The 18,688-nt window shown below is 67.4% G+C and carries 20 protein-coding genes; 7 read left to right on the top strand and 13 right to left on the bottom strand.

All coding sequences use genetic code 11. The features are described from left to right. Window positions 1-19: 19 nt before the first annotated feature. The 5 genes from JNUCC0626_RS47655 to JNUCC0626_RS47675 are packed head-to-tail and all read right to left on the bottom strand — an operon-like array spanning window position 20 to window position 4,221. Window positions 20-1,585: a long-chain-fatty-acid--CoA ligase gene (locus JNUCC0626_RS47655; RefSeq protein ID WP_394617204.1), complete on the bottom strand. Its 1,566-nt coding sequence runs from the start codon at window positions 1,583-1,585 to the stop codon at window positions 20-22. Between the two features lie 3 nt (window positions 1,586-1,588). Further along, entirely contained in the window at window positions 1,589-2,095 is a 507-nt protein-coding gene (locus JNUCC0626_RS47660; protein ID WP_394617205.1) for an FcoT family thioesterase, read from the bottom strand. Next, a complete protein-coding gene (gene scoE, locus JNUCC0626_RS47665; RefSeq protein ID WP_394617206.1) occupies window positions 2,096-2,950 on the bottom strand; it encodes a (3R)-3-[(carboxymethyl)amino]fatty acid oxygenase/decarboxylase in 855 nt (284 codons plus the stop codon). Between the two features lie 23 nt (window positions 2,951-2,973). Next, window positions 2,974-3,213: an acyl carrier protein gene (locus JNUCC0626_RS47670; RefSeq protein WP_394617207.1), complete on the bottom strand. Its 240-nt coding sequence runs from the start codon at window positions 3,211-3,213 to the stop codon at window positions 2,974-2,976. A gap of 9 nt (window positions 3,214-3,222) precedes the next feature. Next, window positions 3,223-4,221, bottom strand: a complete 999-nt coding sequence (locus JNUCC0626_RS47675; RefSeq protein ID WP_394622258.1) for a beta-ketoacyl-ACP synthase 3 — start codon at window positions 4,219-4,221, stop codon at window positions 3,223-3,225. A 257-nt stretch (window positions 4,222-4,478) separates the two neighbouring features. Between JNUCC0626_RS47675 and JNUCC0626_RS47680 the strand changes: the two genes are divergently transcribed. From JNUCC0626_RS47680 to JNUCC0626_RS47690, 3 genes are read left to right on the top strand one after another with little or no spacing between them, the layout of a single operon-like run. Continuing rightward, window positions 4,479-5,450 (top strand): ABC transporter substrate-binding protein, encoded by a 972-nt coding sequence (locus JNUCC0626_RS47680; RefSeq protein ID WP_394617208.1) that lies wholly within the window; start codon window positions 4,479-4,481, stop codon window positions 5,448-5,450. Further along, on the top strand, window positions 5,428-6,483 hold the full coding sequence (locus tag JNUCC0626_RS47685) for a FecCD family ABC transporter permease (protein WP_394617209.1): 1,056 nt from the start codon (window positions 5,428-5,430) through the stop codon (window positions 6,481-6,483). The genes JNUCC0626_RS47680 and JNUCC0626_RS47685 overlap by 23 nt, the downstream gene beginning before the upstream one ends. Then, a complete protein-coding gene (locus JNUCC0626_RS47690; protein WP_394617210.1) occupies window positions 6,480-7,262 on the top strand; it encodes an ABC transporter ATP-binding protein in 783 nt (260 codons plus the stop codon). The genes JNUCC0626_RS47685 and JNUCC0626_RS47690 overlap by 4 nt, the downstream gene beginning before the upstream one ends. Window positions 7,263-7,284: 22 nt before the next feature. Here JNUCC0626_RS47690 and JNUCC0626_RS47695 read toward each other — a convergent pair whose 3' ends face one another. From JNUCC0626_RS47695 to JNUCC0626_RS47705, 3 genes are read right to left on the bottom strand one after another with little or no spacing between them, the layout of a single operon-like run. Next, complete coding sequence (locus tag JNUCC0626_RS47695) at window positions 7,285-8,334, bottom strand: glycoside hydrolase family 43 protein (protein ID WP_394617211.1); 1,050 nt, start codon at window positions 8,332-8,334, stop codon at window positions 7,285-7,287. Between the two features lie 52 nt (window positions 8,335-8,386). Then, window positions 8,387-9,373 (bottom strand): aldo/keto reductase, encoded by a 987-nt coding sequence (locus JNUCC0626_RS47700; protein WP_394617212.1) that lies wholly within the window; start codon window positions 9,371-9,373, stop codon window positions 8,387-8,389. Between the two features lie 50 nt (window positions 9,374-9,423). Then, window positions 9,424-10,203, bottom strand: a complete 780-nt coding sequence (locus JNUCC0626_RS47705) for a DeoR/GlpR family DNA-binding transcription regulator (protein ID WP_394617213.1) — start codon at window positions 10,201-10,203, stop codon at window positions 9,424-9,426. A 326-nt stretch (window positions 10,204-10,529) separates the two neighbouring features. On the opposite strand from JNUCC0626_RS47705, the gene JNUCC0626_RS47710 reads away from it, so the two are divergent. The 4 genes from JNUCC0626_RS47710 to JNUCC0626_RS47725 all read left to right on the top strand — a co-directional run bounded on the left by JNUCC0626_RS47710 (window position 10,530) and on the right by JNUCC0626_RS47725 (window position 14,198). Continuing rightward, window positions 10,530-11,738, top strand: a complete 1,209-nt coding sequence (locus JNUCC0626_RS47710) for a cytochrome P450 (protein WP_394617214.1) — start codon at window positions 10,530-10,532, stop codon at window positions 11,736-11,738. Continuing rightward, window positions 11,735-11,926, top strand: a complete 192-nt coding sequence (locus tag JNUCC0626_RS47715) for a ferredoxin (RefSeq protein ID WP_394617215.1) — start codon at window positions 11,735-11,737, stop codon at window positions 11,924-11,926. Before JNUCC0626_RS47710 ends, JNUCC0626_RS47715 begins: the two co-directional genes overlap by 4 nt. Window positions 11,927-12,004: 78 nt before the next feature. After that, window positions 12,005-13,228 carry a cytochrome P450 gene (locus JNUCC0626_RS47720; RefSeq protein ID WP_394617216.1) on the top strand — a complete coding sequence of 408 codons (1,224 nt, stop codon included), beginning with the start codon at window positions 12,005-12,007 and terminating at the stop codon, window positions 13,226-13,228. A gap of 133 nt (window positions 13,229-13,361) precedes the next feature. Continuing rightward, window positions 13,362-14,198: a PhzF family phenazine biosynthesis protein gene (locus JNUCC0626_RS47725; RefSeq protein ID WP_394617217.1), complete on the top strand. Its 837-nt coding sequence runs from the start codon at window positions 13,362-13,364 to the stop codon at window positions 14,196-14,198. Window positions 14,199-14,210: 12 nt separating this feature from the next. Here JNUCC0626_RS47725 and JNUCC0626_RS47730 read toward each other — a convergent pair whose 3' ends face one another. From JNUCC0626_RS47730 to JNUCC0626_RS47750, 5 genes are read right to left on the bottom strand one after another with little or no spacing between them, the layout of a single operon-like run. Beyond that, entirely contained in the window at window positions 14,211-14,828 is a 618-nt protein-coding gene (locus JNUCC0626_RS47730; protein WP_394617218.1) for a pyridoxal 5'-phosphate synthase, read from the bottom strand. Continuing rightward, window positions 14,819-15,157 carry a hypothetical protein gene (locus JNUCC0626_RS47735; RefSeq protein WP_394617219.1) on the bottom strand — a complete coding sequence of 113 codons (339 nt, stop codon included), beginning with the start codon at window positions 15,155-15,157 and terminating at the stop codon, window positions 14,819-14,821. The genes JNUCC0626_RS47730 and JNUCC0626_RS47735 overlap by 10 nt, the downstream gene beginning before the upstream one ends. Then, the gene (locus JNUCC0626_RS47740; RefSeq protein ID WP_394617220.1) at window positions 15,145-17,028 is read right to left on the bottom strand and encodes an anthranilate synthase family protein; all 1,884 of its coding nucleotides are present in this window, start codon (window positions 17,026-17,028) and stop codon (window positions 15,145-15,147) included. The genes JNUCC0626_RS47735 and JNUCC0626_RS47740 overlap by 13 nt, the downstream gene beginning before the upstream one ends. Then, window positions 17,025-17,648, bottom strand: a complete 624-nt coding sequence (locus JNUCC0626_RS47745) for an isochorismatase family protein (protein WP_394617221.1) — start codon at window positions 17,646-17,648, stop codon at window positions 17,025-17,027. The genes JNUCC0626_RS47740 and JNUCC0626_RS47745 overlap by 4 nt, the downstream gene beginning before the upstream one ends. Window positions 17,649-17,681: 33 nt before the next feature. Then, window positions 17,682-18,635, bottom strand: coding sequence for a ParB/RepB/Spo0J family partition protein (locus JNUCC0626_RS47750; RefSeq protein WP_394617222.1), 954 nt, complete (start codon window positions 18,633-18,635; stop codon window positions 17,682-17,684). Window positions 18,636-18,688: the final 53 nt, after the last annotated feature.

Below are 18,688 nucleotides of genomic sequence, written 5' to 3' on the forward strand. Positions count from 1 at the left end.
CGGGGTCCTCCCGGTGAAGTCAGTTGACCTGGCGGTCGCGCCCGGACCAGAACCTGTCGCGCAGCTCGCGCCGAAGGATCTTGCCGCTCGGGTTGCGGGGGACGCGGTCGACGAACTCGAACCTCGACGGGATCTTGAAGCTCGCGAGCCGCTCCCGGCTGAACACGAACAGCTCGCGCCGGTCGACCGCCTCGCCCGGCCGCACCGTGACGAAGGCGTGTACCGCCTCGCCGAACTTGTCGTTGGGCACGCCGACGACCGCGACCTCGGCCACCGCGGGATGCTTCGCGAGAGCGTTCTCGATCTCGGCGGGGTAGATGTTCTCCCCGCCTACGATGATCATGTCCTTGAGCCGGTCGCTGATGAAGACGTAGCCGTCCTCGTCGAGCCTGCCCGCGTCGCCGGTGTGGATCCACCCGTCGACCAGCGTGGCCGCGGTCGCCTCGGCGAGGCCCCAGTACTCGATCATGTGAGCGGGCGTGCGCAGGCACACCTCGCCGATCTCACCGACCGGCAGCGTGTTGCCGTCGTTGTCGATGACCTTGACATCTACGGCGGGGTACGGCCTGCCCGCGGCACGCAGCCTGGGACTGCCGACGACGTGGTCCGCAGGAGGCAGGCAGACAGCGGTGTTGCCCGTCTCGGTGAGGCCGTAGATCTGGGCGAACTCGCAGTCGAACACCGGAAGTGCCTCCTGCAGCAGCGCTTCCGCGATCGGCGAGCCGCCGTAGACGACCTTGCGCAGCGACGAGAACGCCTCCTCGTCCACACCCGGCTCGGCCAGCAGCAACCGCAGCATCGACGGCACCACGCAGGCCGTTGTGATGCCCTCGCCGATCAACCGGAGTGCGCCTGTGCTGTCGAAGCGAGGCATCGCGACGTTGGTGATACCGGCCGAGAACCCCTGGGTTGCCCACCAGATGCCGCCGACGTGGAATCCGGGAATGCCGATCAGGCTGCGATCACCCTCGCGCCAGTCGATCCAGTCCAGGTCGGACGCCGCGAGGGAGTCGCGGACGGCGAAGAAACTGCGCTGGGCCAGGACCACGCCCTTGGGCAGTCCGGTGGTCCCGCTGGTGTACAGCTGCACCACCGCGTCCTCGGGTCCGGTCACCTCAGGCGGGTCGATGGTGGGATGTGGCTGTGTCCATTCGGCGAAGTCGGCGGTCGCGGCCCCGCGCACCCGCAGGCCGGTGATCGTGGCGGCGGCCTCCTGGATCACCGGGCGCAGTTCGTCGTCGACGACGAGCAGCGTGCTGCCGGAGTCGCGCAGGACGTGGGAGACCTCAGGGCCGGTGAGCCGGAAGTTGATCGGCACCAGTACCGCGCCGATCTTCGCGCAGGCGAAGTACGTCACGTAGTAATGCACGGATTCGACGCCCAGGTAGGAGATCCGCTCGCCGCGGCGGACACCGTCCGCGATCAGTGCGTGCCCGACGCGGTTGCTCTCGACGTGCAGCTCGGCGTAGGTCAGAGTGCGGCCCGCGCACGTGATGGCGGGAACGCCAGGCGTGCGTTCGGCGTGGTAGCCGGGAATTTGCGCGACTGTGCGCAGATCGGCGTGATGGATGCGTTCGGCGGACATGGTTCAGCTCCCCACGATTGCGACTCGCGCGGCGCCGGAACAGGCGCCGCCCTTGTCGTCCCAGCATTGGAAGCTCGTCTCGAGGGACACCAGCGGATCGGCGCCGGGACGCAACGTGCGTCGCACGGCGCGATCGATCGTGAGCGCCATCCGGAAGGAGCGCGGATCGAGCGGGCGCCGGAAGTCGCACGAGAAGTGGGCGATGAGGACATCGCGGAGCTGCCTGCGCCAGAAGTCGTCCATCGACCAGCTCGACAGTTCCGGCAGCAGACCGTCGCGGACCGACGCCGCGATCACCTGGTACAGCAGCTGGTTGTAGCAGATTCCGACCTCGACGGAGTTCAGATGACCGGTGTCGTCGATGTAGCAGGACTCCGGGATGTGCATGACTCCGCTGCCGCTCACCACGTCGGCGTCCCGCGTGACCTCGGCGGAGGTCAGGTAGCGGCAGTGCGGCTTGTAACAGCGCAGGACGGCGGTGAGCAGGTCCGCGTCGGTCGCGATGGCCACTCAGGCCTCCGCGCCGTCGTAGATCGTGACGCGATACGACACGGCGGGTTCGTCAGTGGCGGTGTGCAGTGCCCGGTGCACGAGGCTGCGGTTGTCCCACAACAGAAGGTCGCCCTCGTCGTAGGTCTGCAGGTGGATGGCCGGGTGCTCGAACGTCCGGTCGAGCTGTCCGGTCGACTCCAGCACTTCGCGCAGCAGCTCGGGCTGTTCACGGCCGTCCGCGTCCGTGAGGGACAGTGTGAAACCCTCGCTGATGTACAGGATCGTCTCGTCAGTCCGCCGGTGCGGGTGTGCGGTCGGCAGCGGCACCGGAGGAGTCTTCGCGTCGACCTCTTCGATGATCTCCGACAGCGGGCGGTACACGTCGCTGGGCCTGATCTTGAAGTAGTGGCGAACGGTGTGCCACGCGGTGGTGTCCTTCACCGCGACCTTGAGCTCCTCGCTGAGGTTCTCGTAGGCCTTGGTGAGATCGATGAAGAAGGTGCCGCGGTTCTTCGACGGCACGACCTGCGGGTAGATCAGGGTGATGTCGAACGCGCGGGGCATGAACTGGTAGTCGGAGTGCCAGAACTTGCCGGTCTTCGGCACGCCGACGCGCTTGTCCCCGTCGCTCACGTTGGAGGAGACGAAGATCTCCGGCACCTCGGGGTGGTGGTAGATCGGTTCGTAGTAGGTCTGCGGTGTGCCGAGTCTTGTGCCGAGGGCGAGGAACTGCCTCGGGTCGAGCTCCTGACCCTTCAACACGACGATCTTGTCGCGGTAGACGGCCTCCTTGAGCGCGCGCACGTCCTCGTCGCTGGAGGAGTCGAAGTTCTCGGCGATGACGCCGATGCCGTCCTGCCGGGTGATCCGCATCTGGTGATGTCCTTTCAGGGCGGTCAGCGCGTGGCGGCGACCACATAGCCGGTGAGGTCGCCGACGGTCGAGATGGCCGGCAACGCTTCGTCTGGAATGGACACTTCGAACGCACGCTCCAGCGCGAAGAGCAGGTCGACGAGACTGAGCGAGTCGATGCCGAGCTCGTCGAGCCGTGCTGAGGGCGGAATCTCGGTGCCTGAGGTGTCGCCGAGCCGCCGGACGAAGTCCTCGACCAGCTCGTGCACTTGTTGCTGTTCCACGGGTTCCCTTCAGCTGAGTTCCGGCCAGACGAGAGTGGCCGCGCCCCAGGTCGCCCCGCCGCCGAACGCGGAGAGCAGCACGCGGTGGCCGGCCCGGATCCGGCCTGCCGCGTGGGCGTGAGCCAGCGCCAGCGGAATCGACGCGGAGACCGTGTTGCCGACCTCAGTGACGTTGGTGTGCACCCGGTCGGCATCGACGCCGAGATCAGCGCCAACCGCGCGGAGGATGCGCAGGTTCGCTTGATGGCCGACGAAGCTGTCCACGTCGCCCGGCTCCCAGCCGGTTCGGGCGAGCACACCCCTTGCGGCACCGGCCATGCGCGTCACGGCCTGCCGGTACACCGCCTGCCCCTGCATGGCGAACCAGCCGTCGCGCACCGTGATCAGTTCGGCGAGCGCGCCGTCACTGCCCAGCTCGAAGGCGAGCAGCGCGCCGGGCTCGTCCGGTTCCCCTGCGCGCAACACCACCGCGCCGGCGCCGTCACCGAACAGCGGGGCGGTGGCCCGGTCGGTGGGATCGACGATGGTGGAGAACGTGTCCGCGCCGATCAGGAGAACCCGATCGGCGGTTGCGGCCGCGATCAGGCCGTTGGCCACGGCGAGTCCGTAGACGAAACCGGAGCACACCGCATCGACGTCGAAAGCGGGTACGCCGGCCAGACCCAGTCCTGCGGCGACGGCGGGTGCGGTCGCGGGCACGAGTCGATCCGGCGTCGACGTCGCCAGCACCACCGCGTCGATCGACGCGTCGGAGCCGGCTGCGCGCAGGGCCGCCATTCCTGCGGCGATCGCGAGATCCGACGTGGACCCACCGGGTTCGACCACCTGCCTGGTCCTGATGCCGGTCCGGCTGGTGATCCACTCGTCGGACGTGTCGAGCCGCGCGGCCAGGTCGTCGTTGGTGACCACAATGGACGGAACGTGTGCGCCGACGGCAGCGAATACCGCGGAGCGTTCCCGCTGCGGTGTACGCGATTCCGCCGTGACGCCGACGGATTTCTCCCACATGGCAAGGAAGTCGAGCACGTGCGGCCCCTGGTTCCCGCGAGCGTCACCGTTTCGCGTGTGACAAGGGACACCGTGTGTTCCATGTGGCGAGCGCGGAACTTGTCGACGCCTCAACCGACTAGTGAGACGTGAACACCTACCTGCTGTCGTGGATCCGCCCGCGGGACGTACTGGCCCTCACCGCGGTTCTCCTGACAGCGAGTGCCTGCGGCACAGCGAGTTCCGGCACTGGCTCACCAGCTTCCGCAGGTGTCTCGGTGACGGCGACCGCCGCGCCGACGGTCTACCCGCTCACCATCGAGAACTGCGGCCGCGAGCTCAGGTTCGACCAGGCGCCGGGCAAGGTGCTGCTGCTCAACGGCACCTCCGTCGCGGAGGTCGAGAGTTTCGTGGCACTCGGCATCCAGGATCGGATCCTGGCCAACAGCCAGTCCTACGGCGTGTCCGACGATCCGTCGATGGTCGCCGAGATCAGGAGAGTGCCCACCGCGGGCCTGAAGCTCAACGACAACTTCGAGGTGCCCCGGGAACAGGTGCTCGCGCTCAAGCCCGATCTCGTGATCTCCACCTGGGCGGGCGGGTTCGACGACAAGATCGGTTCCGTCACCAGGGATCAGCTCGCGCAGGCCGGCGTCACCAGCTACGTCACCCCGGTCAACTGCGCGTTCGGGGATCCCGTGGCGAGCCCTGCGGACCAAGATCGCCTGAAGACCCAGTCGATCGAGTCGTCGTTCGAGCTTCTTCTGCAGCTGGGCCAGATCTTCGACGTGCAACGGCGCGCGGTCGACCACGTGAACCAGGCGCGAGCGAAGATCGAGCAGATCAAGCAACGGGTCTCGGGCAAGCAGCCGAAGAACGTGCTCGTCACCTACCCCGGTATGGCGATGATGAACAGCAACGGCCTCCCGGCCGTGTTCGCTGGCGGTATCTACGACGACATCGTCGGCCGTGCCGGTGGCGTGAACGCGTTCGCGGGCTCGACGAGCGCCGAACTCGCCGAGATCAACGCCGAAGCGCTCGCCGCCGCGAAGGTCGACGTGCTGGTGATCGGGTTGTTCCAGGAGAACGAGAACGCCGACAAGCTCGCCGCCGACCTCTTCGCGAAGTTCCCGCAGTGGGAGGCCTCGAAGACCAGGACGTACACGTCGGTGTCGGACAGCTTCTACCTCGGTCCGCTCAACACCGTCGCTGTGGAGAAGATCGCCGATGCCGCGCACGGCAAGCAGTAGCCCGCATCTCGTCGCCGGCGCCCGCTGCGTGATTCTGCTCGTGGGCCTCGCTGCGGCATTGGTGTTCTCGATCGCGTTCGCCATCGGCATCGGCACCGTCGACGTGCCGGTGGGACGGGTGGCGGAGATCGTGCTCGCGCACCTGTTCTCCGGTACGGCGGGCCTGGATCCGTTGACAGATCAGATCGTCTGGGACTTCCGCACACCGCGCGTCCTGCTCGCCGCCCTGGCCGGAGCGGGACTCAGCCTCGCCGGCGTGTGTCTGCAAACGTTGGTGCGCAACCCGCTGGCCGACCCGTACCTCTTCGGCGTCTCCGCCGGCGCGTCCCTGGGCGCGGTTGTCGCGCTCACCACTGGTGGCATCGTCATGGCGAGCCTTGGTGTCGCCGGTGCGGCGTTCGCGGGGTCGCTGATCAGCCTCGCGATCGTGTTCGTCATGGCACAGCGCGGCGGACGCCTGCTCGGCAGCGGTCTTGTGCTGGCCGGGGTCGCCGTCGCCGCATTGGGCAACGCCGCCACCAGCTACGTTCAGCTGCAAGCAGGTCCTGCTGAAGTGCGGCGCGTCATGTTCTGGTTGCTGGGCTCGGTCTCCGGCGCGAAGTGGGCCGATCTCGGCGTGCCGGCGGTCGCCGTGGGCCTGACCGCTGTCTGGCTGATCGCTCAAGGGCGTTCGATGAACGCTTTGTCCGTGGGCGACGACACCGCGGCGGGACTGGGCGTGAACGTTCACCTGCTGCGGATCCAGTTGCTCGTCGCGTCATCGCTGCTGACGGCCACCGTGGTCAGCGTCGCGGGCGGCATCGGCTTCGTCGGCCTGATCGTGCCCCACGCCGTGCGCCTGGTCGTGGGACCGGACCACCGCAAGCTGCTGCCGGTGTCGTTGCTGACCGGAGCGGTGTTCCTCGTCCTGGTGGACCTCGTCACCCGCACGGTCGACCGCCCGAACGAGATGCCCATCGGCATCTTCACCGCCGCCCTGGGAGCACCGTTCTTCCTGGTGCTGCTGCGCAACAGGAAGAAGGTGTGGCGATGAAGGTCGTGGTCGAGGGTGTCCAGGTCCGTATTGCCGACACCGTCATCGTCGACGGTGCCGACCTCGTCGCCGAACCAGGACGCGTCACCGGCATCATCGGGCCCAACGGCTCCGGCAAGAGCACCCTGCTGCGCTGCCTCTACCGTGCCCTCAGGCCCAGCGCGGGAACCGTCTACATCGGACAGGACGATGTGTGGTGCTCCAGTGCTCGACGTGCCGGTCTGCGCACCGCCGTCGTCGCCCAGGATCACGACCTCGACAACGACTACTCGGTGCTCGAGGTCGTGGCGATGGGCCGTCTTCCGCACAAACGCCTGCTGGACAGGGAAACTGGCGCCGACCGCGCGATCGTCGCCCGCGCACTGACCCGCGTCCGAATGGAGTGGGCCGCAGACCGCGCGTTCGCGACTTTGTCCGGTGGCGAACGACAACGCGTGCTCGTCGCGAGAGCCCTCACCCAGCAGGCACCCGTCCTCCTGCTCGACGAGCCCACCAACCACCTCGACATCGGCGCCCAGCTCGAACTCCTGGACCTGGTCCGGCATCTTGGACTCACCACCGTCGCCGCGCTGCACGATCTCGACCACGCCACGACGTACTGCGATCATCTGGTCCTGGTGCACGAAGGTCGCGTGGTCGTCCGCGGCACACCTGCCGAAGTGCTGGTGCCGGAACGGGTGGCCGAGGTCTTCGGCGTGGTGAGCGCGGTGGTGCCGCACCCGTTGACAGGGCGCCCGCACTTCGTCACGGCCTCCCGGACGCAGGACCAGATGGGATGACGTCCGGACCCTCGCGGCAGGATCAGCCGAACTGCCTCGTGAGCCGGTCATACTCGGCCCGGGTCACCGGCAGCACGGTGCCGTGGCGTGGTGAGCCGGGAAGCGAGTAGTTCGCTGACGCGATCCACCTGCCGGAGTTGAGGTCGCTCGTTTCGAACGGTACGTAGCCACGGCCGCTGTACTCGTCGATGAACAGGTACCACTTGTTCTCGCTGTTCGACTTGAACACCAGCGGGCCTTCGCCGCGGCTGATCGTTCCCTTGCCGATGCAGTCGGAGACGAAGCCGAAGCCGGTGTTGAGGAGGAATGTGGACTTCTCCGCGAGGACGTACTTGGCGCACGGCGAGGAGGAGCTCGGGTCGCGTTCGTCCTTGCTGTAGCGGTAGTAGGTGTTGCCGTTCTTGATGACCGTCGAGTCGATCACCGAGTAGCCTGGGTCCTTCCACGTCTTCGCCGCGCTGAACGTCCTGAAGTCGCTCGTGGTGGCGTACAGCATCCGGTTGTGGGTGGTGCCGGTGTGGTCGGGGTCATTGGCGGCGTAGATCTTCGAGGCCCAGTAGACGACGTACTTGCCCTGCACGGCGTCGTAGGTGGCTTCCGGTGCCCACACGTTGCCGGCGGTGTCCGGCGCGACTTTCACGAGCCGCTGGTTCGTCCACCGCACCAGGTCGGTGGACTCCCACACCACGATGCTCTTGCTGCCCTTGCGTTGTGGGGTGTCCCAGTCGCTGCTGCCGTACTGGCGCTGGTCGGTGCCGATCAGGAAGAACCTGTCGCCCTGCGGTGAGCGGACGATGAACGGGTCCCGCACACCCTTGGTTCCGACAGTGGACGCGAGCACCGGCTTTCCGCCGTTCTGCTGCGTGTAGTTCAGCGGGTCGTTGCCCTTGCTGAGCGAGTAGTAGATCTGTTCGCTGTTGGCCAGTCCTTCGCCTCTGAAGTGGACGAAGAGGTAGCCGGCGTAGGCCGCCGCCGCTGCCTGCGGTGCGGGGGCCGCGCCCATGCCGGCAGCGGCGAGTGCCGCCGCGAGCGTTGCGGTGAGCAAACGTCGAATGCCGTGCTTGTGCTTCATGAATCCGGCTCTCGTCGTTGAGAAAGCAGACCGTCGAGTGAGTCCGGCTTCCTCACCACCGGTCGGCCACCTGGGGAGCGATGAGCTCGTCGTACACGGCGCGCACGGTCGCCAGGGCGTTGCCCGTCAACGGGGAGAGCTCTGCGGCGGCGGCGTTTCCCCGTGCCTGCTCGGGGTTGCGGGTGCCCGGGATCACCACCGACACACCAGGCTGGTCGATGATCCAGCGCAGGGCGAACTGCACCATCGTCGCTCCGGCGGGAACCAGGGGAGCGAGCAGTCTCACCGCTGCCAGCCCGCGGCAGAGGTCCACACCGGAGAACGTCTCACCGATGTCGAACGCCTCACCCCGCCGGTTGAACGTGCGGTGGTCGTTCTCCGCGAAGGCGGTTTTCACGTCGTAGCGTCCCGACAACAGGCCGCTCGCCAGTGGCACGCGGGCGATGATGCCCACGCCGGCCTCGCGCGCGGCGGGAAGGACCTCGGCCAGCGGCCCCAGCCGCAACACGTTCAGGATGATCTGCACGGTCGCGACGTTCGGCCGCGCGATGGCGGCGAGTGCCTCGGAGCGGGTCTCCACGCTGACCCCGTACGCCGCGACGCGTTCCTCCTCGACCAGGGTGTCGAGTGAGTCGAAGACTTCGTCGGTGGAGTAGACGGCGCTCGGCGGGCAGTGCAGCTGGACGAGGTCCAGGGTGTCCACACCGAGGTTGGCGCGGGACCTGTCCGTCCACTTGCGGAAGTTGTCGAGCGCGTAGATCGCCGGGTCCTGAGGCGTGACGCGCCGGCCCATCTTGGTGGCGACGGTGATCGCCGCGTTGCTGCGAGACTTGAGGAACCGGCCGATCACCTGTTCGCTGCGTCCGTCGCCGTACGCGTCCGCGGTGTCGATGAACGTCACCCCGGCGTCGACGGCAGCCGACAACGCCTCCAGGGCCAGATCCTCGTGCACATCGCCCCTGTCGGCACCCAGCTGCCAGGCGCCCAGCCCGACCACGCCGACCTGCTTGCCGGTACGTCCGAGAATGCGCTCTTCCACGGTGGAACACTTCTCCTCTGCGGTGCCGGAACGGCTTGGGGACGACGTGATCAGCTCTGCGGAGCGGTGGTGACGCGCCGCACCTCGATTCCCGCGTGGCTCCACTCGGCTGCCTGTGCGTCGGTGAAGCCTATGTCGGTGAACAACCCGGTGACCCGGTCCACGGGCACGAACGGGAAGAGCGCGAACCGGTCGACCTTCGACGAGTCGAACAGCGCGTGGACGTCACGGCAGGCGCTCGCGATCCGGCGTTTGGCCGCGCCCTCTTCGCTGCTGAGCTCCATCAGCCCGTGCTCGCGGGACAGCGACCGGACGCCGAAGAATCCGCGGGTGAGGGTGCCGCCGCGGATCGGGAGCTCCAAGTGGTCTCCGACCAGTGACCACGACGACGGCCGCAGAGTGCCGCCGGTGACGATGACCGTCGCGGTGTCTCTGAGCACCTCGGCGGCGCGCAGCCCGTTGGTGACCACGACCAGGCCCTGGCGGGCGCGGAGCAGGTCCGCGAGGTAGTAACAGGTCGTGCTGCAGTCCAGCGCGATCGCGTCGCCGTCTCGTACCAGCCGGGCCGCTTCGCGGGCGATGGCGCGCTTCGCCTCGGCCCGGTGCCGGAGACGTACCTCGAACGCGCCTTCGTCGCTGCTGTCCGCCCGGACGGCGCCGCCCCGCACGCGGCGCACCAGCCGACGTCGTTCGAGGGTGTCGAGATCCTTGCGGATGGTCACCGGTGAAATGCCGAACAACGCGCTGAGGCCGGTGACCGACACCGACGGCTCGATGTCGAGCAGGCGGAGGATTTCCATTTCCCGCTCGTAAGCCACGGCGTTCGTCATTCCTGTTCCTCCGCGTCGCTCGGCTGTTGCAGCGTAAAGCGGGGGAGAAGAAGGCGTCAACGTGCGCAAGAGGAATGTGTGGCGGTGCGATTTCGAACGATGGTCGGGAGCTTTCGGTCTGGTGGTGCGCGGAAGGTTCGATGCGCGTTCTTCGGATCAAATTCCGAACCGTACTGGTTTGTTTGCCCGGCTGGATCGATGTCAGGTTGCAATCCGCGACTTTCGGAACACTTTCAGAGATTTCCCAAGATCAATTCATTGAGAAGTGAATGTTCCGTAGCGTGAAAAGGTAAGGATGATCCGCGAACATCCGGAGGGTGAAAGAGATGACCGAACTGATCTCCGACGGGCTGCCCACCAAGCGCCAGAAGCTGTTCGATCCGCCGTTCGAGGTCACCCGGATCCGCGAGCAGTCCCGTATCAGCAGACTGAGGTTCGCCGACGGGCACCTCGGCTGGATCGTCACCGGTCACCAGCAGGTGCGCGAGGTCCTGGGGAGCCCGAAGTTCACCACCGAACCGCATCGGCACCACCTCTTCGACGAAGGCTTCCAGGCCAGGGGGCCAGGGGAGAGCCACAAGATCGAGTCGGGGATCTTCGTCGCCCAGGACCCGCCGGAGCACACGCGGCTGCGCAAGCTGTTGCAGGGGCAGTTCACGGTGCGGCGGATGAACCAGCTGTCCGTCTGGATCGGTGAGATCGTCGACGACCAGCTGGCGCACATGAGGTCGCTGGGCGGCAAGGCGGACCTCGTGACGGAGTTCGCGCTTCCGGTGCCGTCGCTGGTGATCTGCGCGTTGCTCGGGGTCGACTACGACGACAGGCATCGCTTCCAGGACGACACCACGACGATGGTCAGCATCGAATCGACGCCTCTGGAGACAATGGAGGCGCTCGGGCGCATCAGGCAGTTCATGCGCGAGCTGGTCGCGCGCAAGAAGGTCGATCCGGTCGACGACATCATCAGCGGTGTGCTGGCCACAGGGGAGCCGACGGACGAGGAAGCCGCCAACATGGCGATGCTCCTGCTGCTCGCCGGGCACGAGACCACGGCGAACATGCTGGCCATCAGCACGTTCGCGCTGTTGCGGCACCCGGCGCAGCTCGAGATCCTCAAGAACGAGCCTGAGGTCGTCGACAACGCCGTCGAGGAACTGATGCGGTACCTGTCGATCCTCCACATAGGGCCCTTGCGCACCGCGACCGAGGACGTGGAGATCGACGGGCACCTGATCAAGGCGGGCGACAGCGTGCTGATGCACGTGCCGGCGGCGAACCGCGATCCTGACAGGTTCCCGGGCGACCCGGAGGCACTCGACCTTCGACGTCCGGCGTCGGGACACGTCGGGTTCGGGCACGGGATCCACCAGTGCCTGGGCCAGCAGCTCGCCCGGACCGAGATGAGGATCGGGCTCACCAGGTTGTTCCAGGAGTTCCCCGACCTCCGCCTCGACATCGCTCCGGAGGACGTGCCCATGCGCACGGACATGAGGGTCTACGGAGTCCACTCCCTGCCGGTGGCGTGGTCGGCGTGAGGATTTCCGTCGACCAGACCAAGTGCTGCGGTTCGGGGATGTGCGTTCTGACGGCCCCGGACCTCTTCGACCAGAACGGTGAGGATGGCACCGTCGTGCTGCTGGAGGAATACCCGGATGCCACCTGCGAGGCCACCGCGGAGGAAGCGGCGAGCCTGTGCCCGGCGAGCGCGATCACGATCAGTTGACGATCGCGGGTGAGCGGCAGGGCGACGGCCGTCCCGAAGATCGATTGTTCCTGACGAAAGCACTGCGAGGTGTACCAGATGTCTGAACTGATCTCTGAAGAGTCTCCCCTCACGCGTGAGGACCTGTTCGGCCCGCCGGGCCCAGGCGAGGTCGCGCGAATCCGCGAAGTGGGCCGCATCAGCAGGCTGAGGTTCGCCGACGGGCACATCGGCTGGGTCGTCACCGGCCACCGCCAGGTGCGCGAGGTCCTCAGCAGCCCGAAGTTCACCACGGGACCGGACAAACACCACCCGCTGGATCTGCGGTTCCACCGCGTTTCGTCCGACGGGAAGACGGAGCACAAGGTCGCGCCGGGCACGTTCCTTCGGCAGGACCCGCCGGAGCACACGCGGCTGCGCAAGCTGTTGCAGGGGCAGTTCACGGTGCGGCGGATGAACCAGCTGTCGGTGTGGATCGGTGAGATCGTCGACGACCGGCTGGCGCACATGAGGTCGCTGGGCGGCAGGGCGAATCTCGTGGAGGAGTTCGCGCTTCCGGTGCCGTCGCTGGTGATCTGCGCGTTGCTCGGAGTCGACTACGACGACAGGCACCGCTTCCAGGACGACACCGTGAAGATGCTGAGCCTGGAGACATCGCCCGAGGAGACTCTCGAAGCCCTCGCGAGGATCCAGCTGTTCATGCGTGAGCTGGTCGCCCGCAAGAAGGCCGCCCCCGGCGGCGACGACATTCTCAGCGATCTGCTGGCCACGGGCGGGCCGACGGACGAGGAAGCCACCAACATGGCGATGCTGCTCCTGCTCGCCGGGCACGAGACCACGGCGAACATGCTGGGCCTCGGCACGTTCACCCTCCTGCGGCACCCGGCGCAGCTCGAGATCCTCAAGAACGAGCCCGAGGTCATCGACAACGCCGTCGAAGAGCTCATGCGGTACCTCTCGATCATCCGGTTCGGACCGTTGCGCACCGCCACCGAGGACGTGGAGATCGACGGCCACCTGATCAAGGCCGGCGACACCATGCTCATGCACGTGCCGGCGGCGAACCGCGATCCTGACAGGTTCCCGGGCGACCCGGAGGCACTCGACCTTCGACGTCCGGCGTCGGGACACGTCGGGTTCGGGCACGGGATCCACCAGTGCCTCGGTCAGCAGCTCGCCCGCATCGAGATGAGGATCGGGTTCACCAGGTTGTTCCAGGAGTTCCCCGACCTCCGCCTCGACATTGAGCCGGAGGACGTGCCGATGCGTGAGAACATGGGGGTCTACGGAGTCCACTCGCTGCCGGTCGCGTGGTCGGTATGAGGATCTTCGCCGACTCGCCGGTGCTGCTGGGGTGGTCCTCGACCACCCTCGTCACAAGAAGATCGTCCAACTGAAGGCTTCGCGGTTGGACGCCGTGCTGGGCCTGTTCGGGGACCCCGGCTACGTTGCGAGGGTGCACCGATACACCGTGGTCGACGTCTTCACCGACACCATCCTGCAAGGCAATCCCGTTGCGGTCTTCTTCGGAGCAGGGGACCTCTCGTCGGAGGTCATGCAGCGCATCGCGCAGGAGATGAACCTGTCCGAGTCCACGTTCGTTGTGCCCGCGGAGCAGGGCGCCAACGTGAAGGTGCGCATCTTCACCCCGGTGAACGAACTGCCGTTCGCCGGTCACCCGACGCTCGGGACAGCGGTCGCGCTGGGCAAGTACACCAACGGCGACTGGTTGTCGATGGAGACGGGGATGGGCACGATCACGTTCGAGCTGACCCGCGTCGACGGCAAAGTGGTGTCCGCCCGCATGCGCCAGCCCATCCCGGTGTGGGAGCCCTACGCGCAGACCGAGCACCTGCTCGGCGCGTTGGGGCTCGCTTCTTCCACTCTTCCTGTTGAGGTCTACCGCAACGGGCCGCGCCACGTCTTCGTCGGACTGCCCGACGTTCCGGCGCTTTCCGCGATCCGGCCGGACCTGAAGGGGTTGGCGGAGCACGAGGACGTCGCGGTCAACTGCTTCGCCGCTGCGGACGGCCACTGGCGAGCCCGGATGTTCTCGCCGGCCTACGGGGTGTCCGAGGACGCCGCGACGGGGTCGGCGGCCGGCCCGCTCGCCGTGCACCTGATGCGGCACGGCCTGGTCGACTTCGGCACGGAGATCGAGATCCGGCAGGGCGTCGAGATGGGACGCACTTCGATCATGCGTGCCGAGGTCCACGGCGGACCGGACGGCATTGACACCGTGGACGTCAGCGGCTCCGCCGTGATCGCCGCGGAGGGGAAGTTCCGCATCTGACCGCACGGACGCTCACGGTTGCAGGCGCTCCGAGATCCAGCCTTCCTCGGTCAGCTCGTAGCGCAGGCGCCGGTACAGCCGGTCCGGGCTGCTCTGCCAGAACTCGGCTTCCGTGACGACCAGCTCGTAGGCGATCCAGGTTGCCGGTCGAGCCGGATCTCCACCTTCTGCCAGCGATCGTGCTCTGCCGAGGAGCTCGACCTCGTCGGTGAGCGGCTCGCTCTGCCTGGTGGCGGCCGACATCGCGTTCGCCTCGACCGGGCGCGCCGACCACAGCGCGTCCGCTTCGGTGTCGTCGAGCTGCTCGGAGTACCCGGAGAGGCTGATCTGCTGGTTCGTCTCGCGCCAGTAGAAGGTGCCCGCCCAGGTCCTCGTTTGATCGAGCTCGATCCCCTTGCGGCTGCCGGTGTGAGTCGCGAAGGCGATCCCCTGGTCAGTGATCCGGCTCAGCTGGATCATCCGGCTCGACGCGCTCCCCATCCACGACACGGTCGCGAGCGCCATCGCACCCGGCTCCCGGACCTGACGCGCCGCGGCCAGGTCGAACCACTCCCGCAGCAACGGAATCGGGTGTGGTGGAGGGCTGGAGAACTCAGCGCCGAGGGGAACGCGCCCTGTGTTCACAGCCATCCCTGCTCCTCGCTGGTGCTGTTGGCGGGGAGTCCGGTGACAGCCCCTTCGACCTCGAACAGGAGCCGCAGTGTCGGTGGACCGCCGATCAGCTCGCTTGCGCGGTTGGGAGGTAGCCCGCGTTCGCGCGCCGCCTCGGCGGCTTCGGCGCTCTCCCACACCATGACCGCACCCCACCGCTCGTCGGCGGAATCAGAGATCCAGAACTTGTGGTGCAGCCCGGCGATCGCGGCCCACGCGTGAGCGCCTTCGCGACGCAGATGCTCGCGCAGGGACGCCACGGTCTGGCCGGTACCGTGCAGGTCCCACCACGCGACTACGGCCCGCACTGTGGTGGTACCTGCGTCGCCAGCACGTCCTCGATCAGACTCGTGAGAATCAACGGCCCGTGCGATGTCAGCACCGACTCCGGGTGGAACTGCACCGAGGCGAACCCGTCGCCGCGGACGGCGTGGACCTCACCGGTCGCCGTGTCCCTGCTGAACTCGACCAACCCGTACTTCTGGTGCTCCAGCTTGTCGTGCGGACTGCGCGCGGCGAAGGTGTTGTAGAAGCCGACGACCTGCTGCGCGCCGAAGAGGTCGATCTCGCGTCGGACGCCCTGGTTCGGCGCGTCCCTGCGGATCAGGTCGAGCCCGAGCACGCCGCAGAGGATCTGGTGGCTCAGACACACCGACAGGAACGGCTGGTGCCGGCCGAGCAGCGACTGCGTCTCGTCGTGCAGGTGCTGGATCTTCGCGTGCTCGCGGTCGGTCGGGTTGCCCGGCCCCGGTCCGAGCACCACGAGGTCGTGGAGATCGGTGCGACCCGCGTCCCCGTACCGCTGGACGTCCACGGTCAGGCCCAGCGACCGCAGCTGGTAGGCGATCATCGAGGTGAAGGTGTCCTCGGCATCGATCACCAGCGCGCGTTTTCCCGACAGCGACGTCGCCCGGACGGTGATGTTGTCGCGGCCTGTGAACCAGAACGTGCCCAACCGGGCGTTGCGGGCTCGTAGTGCCGTGCGCACATCGGGGTGGTCGTCCCACCGCGCCGGAGAGTCCTGGAGGGCTGACAGCAGCGCGGCTGCTTTCAACCTGGTCTCGGCCGCCTCCGAGACGGGGTCGGAGTGCCGAACCAGCGTCGCACCGACGCCGATCTCGACGCGGCCTCGCCGATCGATCTCGGCGGTGCGGATCAGGATGGCGGAGTCCATGGTCTGGTGCCCTGCCCGGTCGTGACCGATGAGCGCCACGACGCCGCTGTAATAGCCGCGGCCTCGCTGTTCGTACTTGCTGATCACCCGGCACGCGTTCTCCACCGGACTGCCCGTGACCGTCGGTGCGAACATGGTCTCCCGCAAGATCTCGCGCACGTCGAGATCGCACCGCCCCTCGATGAGGTACTCGGTGTGGGCCAGCCGCGCCATCTCCTTCAGCCGCGGTCCCACGACCTGCACTCCCTTGGCGCAGATCCGCGACATCATCTTGAGCTCCTCGTCGAGCACCATGTAGAGCTCGTCGATCTCCTTGTGGTCAGCGAGGAAGTCCAGCAGGCCCGGCAGCGTGGGACCCCCCGGCGGGTACCGGTGGGTGCCGCTGATGGGGTTCATCGTCAGGACGTTGTTCTCCAGACTCACGTGTCGCTCCGGAGAGGCGCCCACGAACGTCCGATCACCGGTGTGCAGGACGAAAGCCCAGTAGTAGCCGGACTCCTGGGAACACAGCCGCCGGAACAGCGCGAGCGCGAGCTCCGGTCGGTAGTCCTCGATCTCCGCCACGAACGACCGGCGGATGACGAAGTTCGCGCCCTCTCCGCCGCCGATGTCGTCCGCGATGACCTGCCGGACGACATCGGCGTAGCCGTCGTCATCGACGTCGAAGTCCCCTGCTGACAACCTGATCCGGTCATCGGGCAACCGGTTCAACGCATCGTCCAGTGGCACCGCGGTGTGCCCGCGAACGTTCATCACCAGCAGCGGTGCCTGGTCGTCGACGCACGGCAGGCCGCGTTCCGTCACCTGGCGGAAAGGCATGATCACGAAGGTCTGGGGCCCGGTCCGCAGATCCGCTGCGGGCTGCGGGATGTCGGCGAGCGCGGGCACGGCGGCCACGTCGCCCACGAACACCTCCAACCGTTCGGGAGCGCCTGGCCGGGGCCTGTGCACGAGCGCAAAGGGTTGATCCGCCGAGGCCAGCACCGTGTTCAGCAAGTCGTTCATTCCAGAACCTCCTTCGTGCTCACCACGGCGGCGCAGCACCTGGCCGCGTAGTCGAGCGCCATCCGGTGGTTCTCCTCGGAGAAGTCAGCCACCGCGTCAGCCACCAGGAAGGGCTGAATGTCGTGGGTGTAAGCGTCCACAATGGTCATGAGAACGCCGATGTGCGCGTAGATCCCGCAGACCACCAGTTGGTCGCGGCCGGCGGATCGCATCCGCTCCAGCAGGTCCGAACGGTGAAACGCGCTGTAGCGCCACTTGGTGAGCTGCCAGTCGCCGGGGCTCGGCGCCAGGCCGTCGACGATCTCGCGGTCGGCCGGATCCACCCGCATGCCAGGGCCCCAGAAGTCCTTCAGGAGACCTCTGTCCTCTTCGGACATCGAGCCGGGCTGTGCGGTGTAGGCGATCGGCATCCCGGCTGGCCGGCAACGTTCGAGCACCGTCGCGACGTTGCCGGTCAGCTGTTCGGTCACTTCTGCCGGGAACGGCCGCAGGAAGTACCGTTGCATGTCGTGCACCAGGAGGACCGCGCGAGCGGGATCCACCGCCCACAGGACACGCCGTTCAGGCAGGGTGTCGTGGGTGGGCAGGGTGTAAGCGGCAACCGCAGGAATGCCGGTCATACAACACCTCGTGGGGTCTGGGAAGTCTGTGTCTCAGGAAGCCAGGTCGCGTTCGAGCAGTTCAGCCATCGAGCGCCAGCTCGTCGCGTTCTGCCTGGCGAACGCCGCCAGACCTGCCCGGCAGTGCGGTGGCACGTGATCTGTGAAGTCGGTCCAGGAAGCGCGCAACTCGGATTCGAGTTGCAAGAGGCGGAGCAGGGCTCGCCCGCGTTGGCTGGCGCGCAGCGCGGGGTCGTGGTGGAGCCAGTGCAGCAGGGTGGTGTTGTCCATCGGAGTCTCGGCCCGGGGCGCTGGCACCGGCTTGCCCTCAGATGGCGGCGGAAGACGGGCCTCGTCGTGCAGACCGGCGCGGACCGCGCGGACGGTCTCCGGCGACACGCCCACCTCCCTGGCCACCGCGCGCAGCGACAGGTGCGGCTGATCCAGCAGCAACTCCCGGACGAGTGCTCGGCGCCGGGCACTGTTCCTAGACCGCTTCCGGCCGTCGCTGCCCACCCTCACCTCGGTGCGGTCACCGAGACGGATCCGTGCGTTGGCGACTGTCCGTGCTGCCACGCCGGTGACCGCGGCGATCCGTCGATCTGCCCACTGTGGACGCTGAGACAGGACGTGCTCGATCGCGGCCCTGAGATCCGCGCGCGTCAGCGGCAGCCCCTTGTGGCCTTTGTTGGCCTGCAACGCGAATATGAAGGCGTCGAAGTCGTCGCCGTCCAGCATGACGGCGGCGATGTGAGAGGCGCCGCGCAACTCGGCCGCGCACCACCGATGCAGGCCGTCGACCACGTTCATCGTCTTGCGGTGCACGACAACGGGTGGCAGCCTCTTCTCAGGAACGTCGGCGAGTTGCCGCACGTACGGCGCGTTCTCGCCGTCGACACGCACTCCTCGCCCGCGGCGCAGCGCGCTGATCCTCAGCCGGACAACGGGACGGGTTCTCTGGTGCGAGCCGAGTCGGGCGCTCAGCACCGAATCGGTCGAGCTGGACATGCTTTCCTCGCTGTTCCGGAGCCATTTGCAGGCGACCCAACGGTGGACGTCAG

It is taken from the genome of Lentzea sp. JNUCC 0626 (assembly GCF_043632865.1).
GTDB lineage: Bacteria > Actinomycetota > Actinomycetes > Mycobacteriales > Pseudonocardiaceae > Lentzea.

What these genes read in the sequence shown, in the direction of transcription:
- JNUCC0626_RS47655 (WP_394617204.1), bottom strand. Translation starts at nt 1,585, where the DNA reads ATGTCCGCCGAACGCATCCATCACGCCGATCTGCGCACAGTCGCGCAA.
- scoE (WP_394617206.1), bottom strand. Translation starts at nt 2,950, where the DNA reads ATGCGGATCACCCGGCAGGACGGCATCGGCGTCATCGCCGAGAACTTC.
- JNUCC0626_RS47675 (WP_394622258.1), bottom strand. Translation starts at nt 4,221, where the DNA reads ATGTGGGAGAAATCCGTCGGCGTCACGGCGGAATCGCGTACACCGCAG.
- JNUCC0626_RS47685 (WP_394617209.1), top strand. Translation starts at nt 5,428, where the DNA reads ATGCCGCGCACGGCAAGCAGTAGCCCGCATCTCGTCGCCGGCGCCCGC.
- JNUCC0626_RS47690 (WP_394617210.1), top strand. Translation starts at nt 6,480, where the DNA reads ATGAAGGTCGTGGTCGAGGGTGTCCAGGTCCGTATTGCCGACACCGTC.
- JNUCC0626_RS47695 (WP_394617211.1), bottom strand. Translation starts at nt 8,334, where the DNA reads ATGAAGCACAAGCACGGCATTCGACGTTTGCTCACCGCAACGCTCGCG.
- JNUCC0626_RS47705 (WP_394617213.1), bottom strand. Translation starts at nt 10,203, where the DNA reads ATGACGAACGCCGTGGCTTACGAGCGGGAAATGGAAATCCTCCGCCTG.
- JNUCC0626_RS47710 (WP_394617214.1), top strand. Translation starts at nt 10,530, where the DNA reads ATGACCGAACTGATCTCCGACGGGCTGCCCACCAAGCGCCAGAAGCTG.
- JNUCC0626_RS47720 (WP_394617216.1), top strand. Translation starts at nt 12,005, where the DNA reads ATGTCTGAACTGATCTCTGAAGAGTCTCCCCTCACGCGTGAGGACCTG.
- JNUCC0626_RS47730 (WP_394617218.1), bottom strand. Translation starts at nt 14,828, where the DNA reads ATGGCTGTGAACACAGGGCGCGTTCCCCTCGGCGCTGAGTTCTCCAGC.
- JNUCC0626_RS47740 (WP_394617220.1), bottom strand. Translation starts at nt 17,028, where the DNA reads ATGAACGACTTGCTGAACACGGTGCTGGCCTCGGCGGATCAACCCTTT.
- JNUCC0626_RS47745 (WP_394617221.1), bottom strand. Translation starts at nt 17,648, where the DNA reads ATGACCGGCATTCCTGCGGTTGCCGCTTACACCCTGCCCACCCACGAC.
- JNUCC0626_RS47750 (WP_394617222.1), bottom strand. Translation starts at nt 18,635, where the DNA reads ATGTCCAGCTCGACCGATTCGGTGCTGAGCGCCCGACTCGGCTCGCAC.